The following is a 12,546-nucleotide window of genomic DNA, read 5'->3' as shown; positions in this document are numbered from 1 at the left end:
TTTCTGGTTTCGAGGGGGTTTCGGGCGGGCATCACCGTGCTGAGTCCGCCTCCGGGCGGAGACCTCGGCAAAGGAGTCTCAATGACAGTCACCGGCATCATCACGGCGATCGTGGTCGGTTTGATCCTCGGGGTGCTCGGCAGGTTCTTCGCACCCGGCAAGCAGTCCATCCCGATCTGGCTGACCATCATCGTCGGTATCGTCGCCGCCTTCATCGGTACGGCGATCGCCCGTGGACTCGGCTACGCGGACACGAAGGGCTTCGACTGGCTCGAACTCATCACCCAGATCGTCATCGCCGGTCTCGGGGTCACCCTGGCCGCGAACCTCTACGGACGCCGCAGTGTCACCCGGTAAGGGGTCTTGAGGCGCGACGAGCCCGAATCGGTGCCACCGTGGGCTCATCGATTTCCAGCTAAGGAGGAACCATGTTGGGTGGCCTTTGGGGCATCATCACCACGATCGTGGTCGGCCTGATCCTCGGTGTCATCGGTCGGATGATCGCGCCGGGCGATCAGAAGATCCCGATGTGGCTGACGATCATCGTCGGCATCATCGCCGCGTTCATCGGCAACTGGCTGGCCGGGGTGTTCGGGGTCCGCGACACCGCGGGCATCGACTGGATCCGGCACGCCTTCCAGGTCGGCGCGGCCATCGTCGGCGTGATCGGCGCGGCGGCGATCTACGCGAAGGTCAAGGGCGGTGGCGGGCACCGGGCCGTGACCTGAGCCCACTGGTCCATCGTCTACGGTCGGCCCCTGTGACCACTCGGCTCGAACTCAGTGGCCAGGGGCTGACCTCCTTGCGCGGACTTCCCCTCCCGGCCTCGCTCGAATACCTGGATCTCTACGACAACCGGCTGACGTCGGTTCCCGACGACCTGTGGTCGCTTTCCGGGCTACGCGTGCTGAATCTGGCGACCAACCGGCTGACCGCCATCTCGCCGTCGATCGGCGCCCTGCGGAATCTGCACACGCTCGATCTGGGGCACAACGAGCTTTCGACCCTGCCGGACGAACTCGGCGAGCTTTCGGGGCTGACGGAATACCTCTACGTGAGCGACAACCGGCTCACCGAGTTCCCCGTCGCGCTGTGCTCGCTCGGCAGGCTGAAATACCTGGGGTGTACGGACAATCGCATCTCCACGCTCCCGGATGACCTCTCCGGGCTGGCTTCGTTACGCGAATTTCGCTTGTACGGCAACGGGTTGACCGAGCTGCCGGAGTCGATCGGGACGCTGTCCGCGTTACGCGAGCTGCACCTGCGGCGCAACCGGCTGACGGCGTTGCCGCCCTCCATCGGGGAGCTGAGCGAGTTGCGTCAGCTGGACCTGCGCGAGAATCAGCTCACCTCGCTGCCGTCATCGATCGCTCAGTTGTCCAAATTGGACAAGCTGGATCTGCGGTGGAACAAGGAGTTGCGGGAACCGTCTTGGCTCGCGGACTTCGAAGCCCGCGGCTGCATGGTGCTGCGGTGATGAGCGGACGGTTATCGACGGTGTCGCGAAAGCCACTTTCAGGACGCTAGGCGTCGCGAAAGTGGCTTTCGCGACGCATTGCCTTACCGCTCAAGCGCAGATGACGGTGGCGCGCGGCGAGTAGGTCGCGTTGCGGGTCTCCCGGCGGACCTCCGTGCCGGTGACGACGTCGACGAGCACCCGCGTGTCCGAGGTGCTGAAACCGGCCGCGCCGGGATCCGGCACGCAGCCCGGACCGGAGCCGGCCTGCACCGGCTGCGGGACGAAGGAGTGCCGTTCGCCGCCGACGCTCTGTACCGAAAACCGTTTCGTGCCCCAGATCCGCACGGTCACCGAGCCGTTGGCGGGGAGCACCTGGATCGCGATCCCGGTCGGCGCGTCGTTGACGATCTGCATCTCGACCGGTGAGCCGTTGTTGTCGATCGCCTTCACGTCTCGCGCGACCGGATAACGGTCGAGGTAGTGGTCGTGCTCCAGATGTCCGCCGTCGGCCATACCTGCCAGGTACGCGGCGTTGTAGAGCGTCGTCGCGAGCTGTGAAACGCCGCCGCCGACCACGACCGGGCCGGAGCCGTCCTCGTTCACCGGGGCGGGGACGTAGCCCGCTTCCGCCGTCCTCGGCCCGGATCGCGCGCCGAGGCTGAACGTCTCGTTCGGCTTCACGATGGCGCCGGAGACCCTGGCGGCCAGCGCCTGCACGTTCGTCATCGCGGGCCCGCTCAGGCCCGACGTGGTGAACTCGCCGATGACCTCGTTGATCCCGAGGACGTTCGCCGCGTCGGTGCTGACGGCCGGGCTGCTGGCGTCGTAGACCGCTTTCAGTTCCCTGTCCTGGCTCTTGGCGAGCGTCGAGGTCAGCGCGGAGAACGTGAGGCCCCAGTTGACCTTCCGCGCGTCCTTCGACGGCTGGACGGCCGGCCTGTCGCCGACGAAGACGATCTGCGCGTCCGCCCCGTCGGTCTCGGTCTCCTTGAGCTGCGGCTGCGCCGCGGCCCGCAGTTTCCCCTGGTCGATGCGGACTTCGAGGTTGCCGTCGTCGCGCGCGGCGAACTGGAAGGACCCCGCGATCGTGTCCGGTTTCAGCGTCGCGTCCTTGCCTTCGCCCCGGATGACGAGCGGCTTCGCGACCGCCGGGACGACGATCTTGACGAGCGCCGCGTGCACCCCCGGCGAAGTCGCCTTCACCGGCGAGACGTTCACCTTCAACTCCACGCCGCCGTCGCCCAGCCAGCCGTCGATGACCGCGGCGACCGCCGCTTTGACGTCGGCGAGCGACTGACCGGCCCGCGGTTCGACCGCGGCCGGGACGACCCCGCCGTCAGTGCCCTCGACCGACCGGAAGGTGATGTTCCCTTCGATCGGCTGGCGGTTCAGCTGCGCGGCGGCGAGATCCGAGACGGTCTTTTCGAGTTTCGGCGCGTCGGTCCAGGTGACGACGCCGACCTCGCGGCTGGTGAAGAACGACATCACCCGCGTGTACGGGCTCAGCGGCTGGTGGCCGGCGCGGCCCAGCGTCTGCGGCCAATCCAGGCCGAGGCCGGACGACGTCGGGTACAGCACCGTGCGGACGTCTCCCGCCCGGACCCGGACCGGCTCGATCAGCTTCGGTTCCAGCTCACGGCGAAGCTTCGACTCGGCCTCTTTGTGCGTCAGGCCGCCGACGTCGATCCCGGCGACAGTGACGCCGCGCGGGACGTCCCCGGCGCTGACGATGAGATCGACCGCGTACGCGAGCACGAACAGGCCCATGAGGACCCCGGTGAGCATGAGGGCCTTGCCGAGGCCCCGGCGGAACTTCGACGCGGGTGTCGGTGGCGGCTGGACCACCCTGTCGCCCTCGAAGAGCTCGTCGACCAGGTCTTCGTCGGTGTCCGCGGGGGGCAGGAGGTCGTCGGTGAACAGATCGGTGCCCGGCTCCTCGTGGTCATCGCGCACCTTCCCTCACCACCCCTCCCGCGGCTCGAGCTACAGGTACAACCCCGTGCCGTGTTCGGTCCGTTCGGTCGCCACGGCGTGGATGTCCCGCTCCCGCATCACCAGGTGCCCCTCACCCTGGATCTCGACCTCGTGCTGGTCGTCCGGGTTGAACAGCACCCGATCGCCGGTCTTCACGTTGCGCACACTGTTGCCCACGCCCAGTACATCACCCCAGGCGAGCCGCCGCGCGACCTGCGCGGTGGCGGGGATGACGATCCCGCCGGAACTCCGGCGCTCTCCGTCCTCGGGGGACAGCTTCACGAGCACCCTGTCCTGCAGCATCTGAATCTCGAGTTTCGGCCCGTCTGACACGAGTACGACTCTACTTACCCGGATCGCCCGCCATGACCAGGCTCAGCACGCTTTCTCCACCGGTTTCGAACCGCACCGGCACGCCCCAGTCCTGCCGGGTGATGCGGCAGGCCGGGTGTTCGCCGCCGTCATCACAGCTCGCGGCCTGCGCGACGACCTGCAGGACGCCCGCGGTGACACCTTCGGCGAAGCGGAGCTTGCGGAACAGGTCCGTGCCCACGCCCGCGCCGTCGGCGAGCAGTTCCGGCGGCGACGCGCTGATCTCCAGCCGTGTCGAGGGCCCGTAACGGTCGTCGAGCTTCTCACCGGGAGGCGGGGTGAAGACGACGGAGAACTCCAGTTGGCCCGGCGCGAGCACGGTCGGCGGACGGCGGACCGCGTGCGCGTCCCCGGCCACGGCCTGCTCACCGAGCGGCACCGGCCCGATCCGGCCACCCGCCGACTCGACGACCAGCAGTTCGCCGTCGTGCACCAGCAGACCGGACGGCTCCGCGAGACCGGACGCGAGCGTGGTCACCTGGCGGGTGAGCGGGTCGAAGCGGCGGACGGCGCCGTTGTAGGTGTCGGCGATCGCGATGGTGTCGCCGGGCAGCACGGCGAGGCCGAGCGGATGCTGCAAGAGCGCCTTGTCCGCGGGGCCGTCGACGTGACCGAAGGAGAACAGGTCGACACCGACCGCGGTGTGCACGGTGAACGTCTCGCCGTCGGGCTCGATCCAGCGCAGCGCCGACGTCTCCGCGTCCGCGAGCCACAGCTTCTGCCCGTGAGGCGTGAGACCGGACGTCTGCGCGAAGAACGCTTCATGGACGTCGCCGTCACGCAAGCCCTCGACGGTTGTACCGGCGAAGCGGCGGATGGAGCCCGAGACCGGCTCGAACACGCTCAGCGTGTGGTTGCCCGCCATGGCGACCACGACTCCGCCCGCGGGGCCCCACCAGGCGACGTCCCACGGGCTGGTGAGGTCGATGTCGAGCGCCTTGCCGGTGTCGACGCCGTCGCGCCACTGGCGGCCGGTGCCGGCGACCGTGGAGACCTCACCGGTGATCAGGTCGATACCGCGCAGCCGGTGGCCGGCCGTGTCGGCGACGACGGCGTGGTAACCCGCGCGCTCGGCGACCTCGTACGGCAACAGGGTGATTCCGGCCGGCTCGGTGAAACTCGCCAGGTCGAACGGACCGTCCTGCGCGCCACGCTCACCGCTGCCGAAGCGGCGGATGATCGTCTCGCCGTCGGACGCGAACTCGACGATGGAGTGGTTGCCGGTGTCGGCGACCAGGATGCGGCCTTCGGCGGTGGTGACGGCCTTGCTCGGGAAGCGCAGCTCGGTGCGCTGCTCCTCGGCGGGCACGTACGGGCTGCCACCGCGGCGCAGCGTGCCCTTGGCCTCGTGGGTCGCGACGAGATCGGCGATCACCCGGCGCAACGCCTCGGCATGCCCCTCACCGGCGGCGACGTGGACGACGTAACCCTCGGGGTCGACGACGACCAGCGTCGGCCACGCCTTGACCGCGTACTGCGACCAGGTGGTCATCTTCGGGTCGTTGAGCACCGGATGGTGCACCTCGTAGCGCCGCACGGCGGCCTCGATCGCGGCCGCCTCGCCCTCGTGCAGGAACTTCGGCGAATGCACGCCGATGGTCACCAGGACGTCGGCGAACTCGGCCTCCAGCGGGCGCAGCTCGTCCAGCACATGCAGGCAGTTGACGCAGCCGCTGGTCCAGAAGTCCAGCAGGACGACACGGCCGCGCAGCCCGGCGAGCGTGAGCCGCTCGCCGCCGGTGTTGAGCCACACGTCACCGGCGAGCTCGGGCGCCCGCACGCGGGACTGCGTTCGTGGGGAAGTCACGACATGAGTGAACTACACCGATGGCCGCACTGTTCCGAGGTCCAGGCGTTGAGAGGGCGAGCTCACCCCGGGGGAGGAGCCTCATGTGGGTGATGAGGGAGTGGTGTTAAAAGAGAAGGCGCCCACGCGGTACGCAATTTAGGCTCGAACACATGTCCACTGTTGAGCACGCCTTCACCATCGAGGAGGCACACGACCTCCAGGCGAGCTTGGCCGAACCCGTGCGTCCCGGGTTGAGCGAGGCCGAGCTCGACGACGTCGAAGCCCGTTTCGGCTTCCGGTTCGCCGCCGATCACCGCACGTTCCTGTCCGCCGGGGTGCCGATCGGCGACCGCTGGCCGGACTGGCGCTGCGGCAACCCCGACCAGCTGCGGAAACGCCTGGACTGGCCGGTCGACGGGGTGCTTTACGACGTCGAACACAACGGCTTCTGGCTGCCGGACTGGGGCATGCGCCCGATCGACCTCGACGACGCGCTTTCGCGGGCCCGCTCGCAGTTGGCGCGCGCCCCTCAGCTCGTGCCCGTCTGCGGGCACCGGTACCTGCCCGGGATAGCCGGGAGCACGGGGTATCCCGTGCTGTCGGTGTATCAGACCGACATCGTCTATTACGGCTACGACCTGCGGGGATACCTGCGGCACGACTTCTGCGACCAGCCCTTGGGCCCAGCACCGGACGGCGGGCCGCGTCAGATCGAGCTCTGGTCGCGGTTCGTGGAGTGAGCGGACTCGGCGGCGGCCTTCAGCCGGGCCAGCGTCGCGGCGATGTTCGCCCGGTTGGCGTCGTCCCGCTTCCAGACCCCGGTGAACAGCGACGTCGGCCCGCGTAGCCAGCCCGGCCGCCGGTCCCACGTGCTTTCGACGGCCACGCAACCGTCACCCGTGGGCTCGATGTCGTACTGCCAGCGCGCCACGGGGAGTCCGGCGACGGTGGTCACCTCGAACGCGAACCGCTTGCCCTCGTCGGCGTCGGTGATCGTCGAAAGGGTGCTCCAACGACGGATCCCGTGGCGGTTGCGGCCGCGGAACTTGGCGCCGACGGCGGGCTCCTTCGCCGCACCGACCCAACGGTGCCCTTCGTACTCCTCGGCCATGCCCGCGAGCGCGCCCGGGTCGCTGACCAGGGCGTACACCTTCTCAGGCGGGGCGGCGATCGTGATCTTGCCGGTGGCGCTGGGCTCCGTCATGACATACCTCCGTACTGATGGTATGTGAAATACCCTCAGTTGTCGCGGCGGAGCATGCGGCTTATCCCGGCCGCCACCGTCGTCGCCAGCACCCAGCCCGAGGCGGTGAACCCGGCCGCGACCCAGTTGTCCATCCCGTGCATGTACCAGCGCGACTTGTTGCCGAAGTCGACGATCGGCACCAGGAGGTCGATCGTGTACAGCACCGGATTCCACTGCAGCCCGGTGTCGTCCTGGTTGACCAGGCACCGCGGCCCGCTCACCGTGAGCTTCGGATTCGTGATGCAGTCGTCGACGCCGAGCCCGAACCACAGACTGCCCAGCACGAGCAGCGTCAGCAACCAGCCGAGCGCGCGCACCGGACGGAAGCCGTAACCGACCATCGACCGCTGCAACCAGCTCCACACGTGCACGCCGGGCCCGAAGAACTTGAAGCCCTTCGCGAGCGCTTCGTACCGGAACTGCTGCTTCTTCAGCAGCACCGTGGACGCGTGCTCTTCATTACCGGACGCGCGCAGCGTCGCCGCCAGCTGGTCGTACGGCCCCGGGCGGTAACCGTCCATCGCCTTGCGCAGCAACACGATCCGATGGTCGATCGCCCGGTCGTCGTCGAGCGCGATGTCCTCTTGCAGCGCGTCGTACCGGAAATCCTCCAGCTCGATCCCCGTCGCCGACGCCCAGAACGCCTCATTGTCGCCCAGCGTCCCGCAATGCGCGCGCCGCAACACGATCCGGCCGTCCGGCGGAGTGCCCGGCGTGAGCAGGAACTCGTCGGCCGAAACGTCACTGCCGTCGAGCGCGACCCCGTGCTGCGGAAGGGAACCGAGCCGCGCGCCACGGAAGTCGACGCGCCGCGCGACCTGCGCGCCGTCGAGGTTGACCCCGCCCTGCGCGACGAACGGACGCTCCTTGTTCTCGGTGAGGATCAGATCCCGCCCGATCCGCGCGGTGCGGACGTCCAGCGAGTAACTGGTACGCGTGCGCGCGCCGGGCTCGGTCAGGCTCGTGCCGAAGAGGTTCACGCTGCCGCCGACCTCGGCGCCCTGCAACCGCAAGGTGCCCTGGACGGTCGCGTCGGTGAGCTGGAAGTTGCCCGCGATCTTCGCGCGCCGCGCGGAAAAGACGTCACGGCGCGGATGCAGGAACATCGAGTTCCACGCCAGTACGTTGCCGCCGACGGTGATGTCGGCCATGCGCAACTGCCCGGACGGCACGCGCAGGCTCGTCGCTTCGAGATCGCCGCCGATGGTGGTCCCGTCGAGATGGATCGCGCGGTCGTAGTAAGGAATGCTCTGCCCGCGGACGACCTGGACCTCGGCACCCGCCAGCCGCAGCGAACCGCCGATCCGGGCGTTGACCATCCGCAGGGTCCCGGTCACCTGCATACCGTCGCTCAGCTCGAGGTTTCCGTTGACCGTACATCGATCCGCGACCAGCGCCGGCCGCGGATCGATGTACGGATCGTTCGACTTCCACGCGTCGACCACGATCGGCCCGGACTGGTTCACCGACAGCTTGGCCTCGCGGAAAATGATGTCACTGTCCACGGTGGCGCTCGGCAGGAACATGATCCCACTGGCGGAGAAGCGTTTCCGCTGCGCGGCGGGCCCGTAGTTGTCCACCTCGCACAGCAGGCTGCCACCGATGTGGATCCCGTTCCCGTTGAGCGCGAAGCCGTCCCGGTTGTTCAGCGTCGCGCCGGAGAAGTTGACGTTACCGCCGGCCCGCATCCCCGGGATGCGGACTTCTCCGTTGGCCACCAGCCGATACGCCAGCAGCGCGCCCACGATGTTGACCCGGTCCGCCTGGATCGCCTTGCCGCGCGGATGCGTGATCACCGTGCGGGTCAGCACGACCGAGCCCTCGATGACCGCGTCGGTGAGGTTGACCGCCGCGTTCGGCATCCCGCGCTCGCGATCGTCGCCGCGCTGGACCGTGGTCTCCTCGATCTCATGCTCGGCGTCGACGTGCACGACACTGCGGATCAGGCGGACGTCGTTGCGGGTACGGAGATTGCGCGCCTTGAGCCCGGGCAGCCAGCACTTGCGGAACACGAGTCCCAGCAGATGCGCCTCACGGACGTCCGGCGGATGCTCGAACCGGCACCGCTCGAACCGGAACAGATACTTGATGTCGGCCGCGCGCAGATCCAGCGTCCCGGTGATGTACGCGTCCTCGACCTGCACGATCGGCGCGTTGGTCGCCTGGCGACGCCACCGGAGCAGCCCCGTCGACCCCGGCTTCATCAGCTCGGACGCCGGGACCTCGTACCGCTTGTCGGGGTTCGGATCGAACGGGTCGAGCGGCGGCAAGGACGTGTCGCCGTTCTGGTCACCTTCCCCCGGATCGCGCGGCCCGTTGTTGCGCCGAAAACCCGGCATCGTCTCGCTTCCCTCCCCATCGTTCCCCGGCCACCAGCGAAGCCGATCACGCACGGGATTCGCAAGTGGCCCAGGACAGTAGACCGGAACCTGCCACAGGACTACGACGGCAGAACAGCCACCCCGGGTTCCGGACCAGGGTTTCTCTGGACGTTGGTGATCTTGGCCGGATTCGGCGTCGGGGCGATGGTTCGCTGCTACCGTCACTCAGCGGAGTCGGTGATGGACTACGGGTAGGTCGCGCCCTTCGCGGCCCGTGCGGGGAGGCACGAGATGAAGAAGAATGTTCTGCTCTTGGCAGCGGCAGCATCACTCTTGACCGGTGGTTGCGGCACACAGGTGACCGGCACCGCGACGACGAGCGCACCTTCCTCGGCGCGGCTTCCGTCCGATGGAGCACCGGCGGTGACAGCCCCGATCAACGACACGGCAAGGGTCGAGAAGGACCCGTGCAGCGCCATCCCGACGGCCGAGATCGAGGCGATCGGCGGCAAGGTCAAGAACTCCCGCCTTGATGATTTGACCATGGGAAACAACTGCGTCTGGGTCTTCCAAGAATCGCCTAACACCGTCAGCGCCGGACTTGTCACTGGAAACAAGGACGGTCTGAGCGCCCTCTATGCACAAAATGCAGCTGCCGGCCTGACCACCTTCAAACCGGTCGATCCGATCAACGGGTACCCAGCAGTCATCTTCGCCAACGGCGGCGAGGGCGAAGGAAACTGCACTCTCGCCGTCGGTGTTCGAGATGACCTGGTCTACACCGTTATCCCGCGCCTGACCGACCAGCACCCTTCCTTCTCAGACCCATGCGGCATGGCGACCAAGGTGGCGGCTGCGGCGATCAACAACATCAAGAAGCCCTGATCAGGCAAAACCGCCGTTCAGGACAAAGCACGCCGGACACCCCATCTTCGATGGTGATCTTCCTCGAAGTAGCTGATCAACGGTTTACCTGCTGCTATCGTCACCGGTTGGAGTCAGTAGGGAACTACGGGTAGGTCGCACCCCATCGCGGCCCGTGCGGGGAGGCACGTCAATGACAGGACCGGGACGCGGCCCTCAAGGGGTCTACGACCAGCTGAACGCCACGCCACCGCAAGCACCGTCGCCAGGCTCGGGGATGATCTCCGGGGCAACGGCCGCCTCAGCCCCCGTCGACCCGGACCAATACAGCAAGCTTGGCAGCGGACAGGCGAAGGCCGACTTCGCGGCCGCGTCGGCGAACGGTGGCTGGGAGTTCGACCCAGCGGCCATGGACAAGGTCATCAAGGCACTTCAAGACAGTTTGGACAACGACTACAGCCGCGCCAATGTCGAGGCGACGTTCCTCACCGGAATCGATGCCATGGGCACGGAGGTGGGCAGCGAGGGATACGTGGCCAAAGCCAACGCTTCCGGCGCCGCCTACCAGGAGTTTCTTCGCAGCGCGGTGGATTACACCACCGCCTATGTGGATACATTGAGGCAAATCCGCGATGCGTACCAACGGCAGGACCAGGCCGCCCTGGACGCCATTCGCGACGTCGGAAAGGCAGTTAGAATGGGATCGCGTTCGGCCCTTTTGGTTTTGGCGACAGCAGCGTTGCTCGTCAGCGCGTGCAGCGATTCCCGCAACGGCAACCCGACAACACCAGCCCCGTCGTCATCCGCAGGGCAGGCGGGTTCGCTACCGCGGGCCGGTGCACCGAACATCGATCAGCCTCTCGACACCGCTGCCGCCGAAGCCGATCCTTGCAGCGTCGTGAAGAACGATCAGGTACAAACGTTCGGTGGCGGCGCAGTGGACCGGTCCCGGGTGGAAGACCTGTCCTCCGGCAAGGTCTGCACGTGGGTGTTCGCCAACGGACTGGGCACGATAAGCGCAGGGATGAACACTGGTGAACGTGATGGTCTCAGTCATCTGTACGCGTTGAACGCACAGGGCAGCGGCCTCACGACCTTCAAGCCGTCGGAACCGATCGACGGATATCCCTCTGTGGTCTTCGCGAACGGTGGCGAGCGCAGCTATGTCTGCAATCTCGCCGTCGGGGTCCGCAACGACCTCATGTACACGATCGTCGCGACCCCTGGAACCAGCAACCCGAACCGCTCCGACCCCTGTGGAATGGCCACCAAACTCGGCACGTTCGCAATTCAGCATCTCAAGGCGGCGCAATGACCTACAGCGGCTGGGAGATCTTCGACAAACTCAACGCCAATCCCAACACCACTAAGCGACTCGACGCGGCACAGGTAGCCTCCCACAAGTTGTTGGTCATCCATGAGGACATCAGCAAAGCGATGACCAACAGTCAAACGGCGCTGAGTTCCTTCTGGAAGGGCAAAGCCGCCGACAGCGGCGTAGCGGGCCTTGCTCCGCTCATCGCGACTTCCAAGATCGCGGGCGAGAACATGGACCGCGCCCGGCAGTCGATGTACGACCAGAACGCCTCTTTCCATTACACGCGCGGCAATGTCCGGCCGGTCGAGAAGGAGCGCGCGGGGGACAGCGGGCCGGAGGACGTTCTGTCCATCGGGGCGAGTGACGACGAGATCGCGGCCGCGAAGTTCGACGCGGACACCAAGCACAACGTCGAGATCTACGAGCCGTACTACCAGGGCACGCAGCCTCGGCAGCAGTCGCTCGCGCCGGCGTATCCGGCCGCGCACGATCCGAACGTCTCGTCCGGGCCGATCACGCCGGATCCGGTCGATCCTGGTCAGACCAAGGTCAGCGGGTTCACCGGTGGGCCTGGTGACTCGGGGCGGCATGGTGGACCCGGCGGGTACACCGGCGGGCCGAGTTCGTACAGCGCGCCTCCGGGGGCCGAGGGGTATCAGGCGCCGAGGCCGCCGCAGGTTCCGCAGCCGCCGAGGATGCCGCAGATGCCGAGTCCGCGGCCTTCGCCGCAGCCCAACGATCGGACCGACCTGTCCTCCAAGGCGGACGACAAGGTCCAGGGGCGTCCAGGCAACTTCCCGCCGCCAAACTTTGGGCCAGGAACCGGTGGGCCCGGTGGTGGCAGCGGATTCGGCCCGGGTTCGGGTGGGTTCAGCGGCGGTTTCGGGCCTGGTGGCGGGTTCGGGCCGGGTGGGTCGACGGGCGGGCCGGGGAGCATGGGGCCCGGTCGCGGTGTCGGCGCCGGGATGCCCGGCGAAGGCGCGATGCGCGGGCCGGCCGGGACGCCGGCGGGTGGCCCCGCCACGGGACGTCCCGGAGCGCCGGGCATGGGCGGTGGAGGCATGGGTGCGGGCGCCGGCAAGGGCAAGGGTGGCGAGGACGAGGAGCACCAGCGCAAGATCATGCTGCAGGAAGAGGACGGCGACTCCCTCTTCGGCGGCTACGACGGGGACAAGCCGGTGCCGCCGGTGATCGGCGCGTAAC

Annotated in this window: 12 protein-coding genes; 7 read left to right on the top strand and 5 right to left on the bottom strand. The window is 67.7% G+C overall.

Going from position 1 to position 12,546, the window contains the following annotated elements:
* Positions 1-81: 81 nt before the first annotated feature.
* The 3 genes from ACLJO0_RS02190 (at position 82) to ACLJO0_RS02180 (ending at position 1,477) form a co-directional block, all read left to right on the top strand.
* Complete coding sequence (locus ACLJO0_RS02190) at positions 82-357, top strand: GlsB/YeaQ/YmgE family stress response membrane protein (protein ID WP_125790828.1); 276 nt, start codon at positions 82-84, stop codon at positions 355-357.
* A 71-nt stretch (positions 358-428) separates the two neighbouring features.
* Positions 429-728 carry a GlsB/YeaQ/YmgE family stress response membrane protein gene (locus ACLJO0_RS02185; RefSeq protein ID WP_125790827.1) on the top strand — a complete coding sequence of 100 codons (300 nt, stop codon included), beginning with the start codon at positions 429-431 and terminating at the stop codon, positions 726-728.
* Positions 729-760: 32 nt separating this feature from the next.
* A complete protein-coding gene (locus ACLJO0_RS02180; RefSeq protein WP_410576333.1) occupies positions 761-1,477 on the top strand; it encodes a leucine-rich repeat domain-containing protein in 717 nt (238 codons plus the stop codon).
* Positions 1,478-1,567: 90 nt separating this feature from the next.
* On the opposite strand, the gene ACLJO0_RS02175 is transcribed toward ACLJO0_RS02180, so the two are convergent.
* The 3 genes from ACLJO0_RS02175 to ACLJO0_RS02165 are packed head-to-tail and all read right to left on the bottom strand — an operon-like array spanning position 1,568 to position 5,585.
* Positions 1,568-3,412: a VanW family protein gene (locus ACLJO0_RS02175; RefSeq protein WP_410576332.1), complete on the bottom strand. Its 1,845-nt coding sequence runs from the start codon at positions 3,410-3,412 to the stop codon at positions 1,568-1,570.
* 30 nt (positions 3,413-3,442) lie between these two features.
* The gene (locus ACLJO0_RS02170; RefSeq protein ID WP_007032412.1) at positions 3,443-3,736 is read right to left on the bottom strand and encodes a GroES family chaperonin; all 294 of its coding nucleotides are present in this window, start codon (positions 3,734-3,736) and stop codon (positions 3,443-3,445) included.
* A gap of 40 nt (positions 3,737-3,776) precedes the next feature.
* Positions 3,777-5,585 carry an NHL domain-containing thioredoxin family protein gene (locus ACLJO0_RS02165; RefSeq protein ID WP_410576949.1) on the bottom strand — a complete coding sequence of 603 codons (1,809 nt, stop codon included), beginning with the start codon at positions 5,583-5,585 and terminating at the stop codon, positions 3,777-3,779.
* A gap of 179 nt (positions 5,586-5,764) precedes the next feature.
* On the opposite strand from ACLJO0_RS02165, the gene ACLJO0_RS02160 reads away from it, so the two are divergent.
* The gene (locus ACLJO0_RS02160; RefSeq protein WP_410576331.1) at positions 5,765-6,334 is read left to right on the top strand and encodes a hypothetical protein; all 570 of its coding nucleotides are present in this window, start codon (positions 5,765-5,767) and stop codon (positions 6,332-6,334) included.
* Here ACLJO0_RS02160 and ACLJO0_RS02155 read toward each other — a convergent pair.
* Positions 6,301-6,798 carry an SRPBCC family protein gene (locus tag ACLJO0_RS02155; RefSeq protein ID WP_410576330.1) on the bottom strand — a complete coding sequence of 166 codons (498 nt, stop codon included), beginning with the start codon at positions 6,796-6,798 and terminating at the stop codon, positions 6,301-6,303. The genes ACLJO0_RS02160 and ACLJO0_RS02155 overlap by 34 nt on opposite strands.
* 35 nt (positions 6,799-6,833) lie before the next feature.
* Positions 6,834-9,179, bottom strand: coding sequence for an oxidoreductase (locus ACLJO0_RS02150; RefSeq protein WP_410576329.1), 2,346 nt, complete (start codon positions 9,177-9,179; stop codon positions 6,834-6,836).
* 273 nt (positions 9,180-9,452) lie between these two features.
* Between ACLJO0_RS02150 and ACLJO0_RS02145 the strand changes: the two genes are divergently transcribed.
* The 3 genes from ACLJO0_RS02145 to ACLJO0_RS02135 all read left to right on the top strand — a co-directional run bounded on the left by ACLJO0_RS02145 (position 9,453) and on the right by ACLJO0_RS02135 (position 12,545).
* Positions 9,453-10,046 (top strand): DUF3558 domain-containing protein, encoded by a 594-nt coding sequence (locus ACLJO0_RS02145; RefSeq protein WP_410576328.1) that lies wholly within the window; start codon positions 9,453-9,455, stop codon positions 10,044-10,046.
* A gap of 172 nt (positions 10,047-10,218) precedes the next feature.
* Complete coding sequence (locus ACLJO0_RS02140; RefSeq protein ID WP_410576327.1) at positions 10,219-11,340, top strand: DUF3558 domain-containing protein; 1,122 nt, start codon at positions 10,219-10,221, stop codon at positions 11,338-11,340.
* The gene (locus ACLJO0_RS02135; RefSeq protein WP_410576326.1) at positions 11,337-12,545 is read left to right on the top strand and encodes a hypothetical protein; all 1,209 of its coding nucleotides are present in this window, start codon (positions 11,337-11,339) and stop codon (positions 12,543-12,545) included. Before ACLJO0_RS02140 ends, ACLJO0_RS02135 begins: the two co-directional genes overlap by 4 nt.
* Position 12,546 lies beyond the last annotated feature (1 nt).

The organism is Amycolatopsis sp. lyj-108 (assembly GCF_046549005.1).
Lineage (GTDB): Bacteria > Actinomycetota > Actinomycetes > Mycobacteriales > Pseudonocardiaceae > Amycolatopsis.
Note: the sequence above shows the minus strand (reverse complement) of the source record. Positions and strands in the feature narration are given on the sequence as shown.

Coding starts and splice junctions, on each gene's coding strand:
- ACLJO0_RS02190 (WP_125790828.1), top strand. CDS start 82: ATGACAGTCACCGGCATCATCACGGCGATCGTGGTCGGTTTGATCCTC.
- ACLJO0_RS02185 (WP_125790827.1), top strand. CDS start 429: ATGTTGGGTGGCCTTTGGGGCATCATCACCACGATCGTGGTCGGCCTG.
- ACLJO0_RS02170 (WP_007032412.1), bottom strand. CDS start 3,736: ATGCTGCAGGACAGGGTGCTCGTGAAGCTGTCCCCCGAGGACGGAGAG.
- ACLJO0_RS02160 (WP_410576331.1), top strand. CDS start 5,765: ATGTCCACTGTTGAGCACGCCTTCACCATCGAGGAGGCACACGACCTC.
- ACLJO0_RS02155 (WP_410576330.1), bottom strand. CDS start 6,798: ATGACGGAGCCCAGCGCCACCGGCAAGATCACGATCGCCGCCCCGCCT.
- ACLJO0_RS02150 (WP_410576329.1), bottom strand. CDS start 9,179: ATGCCGGGTTTTCGGCGCAACAACGGGCCGCGCGATCCGGGGGAAGGT.
- ACLJO0_RS02145 (WP_410576328.1), top strand. CDS start 9,453: ATGAAGAAGAATGTTCTGCTCTTGGCAGCGGCAGCATCACTCTTGACC.
- ACLJO0_RS02140 (WP_410576327.1), top strand. CDS start 10,219: ATGACAGGACCGGGACGCGGCCCTCAAGGGGTCTACGACCAGCTGAAC.
- ACLJO0_RS02135 (WP_410576326.1), top strand. CDS start 11,337: ATGACCTACAGCGGCTGGGAGATCTTCGACAAACTCAACGCCAATCCC.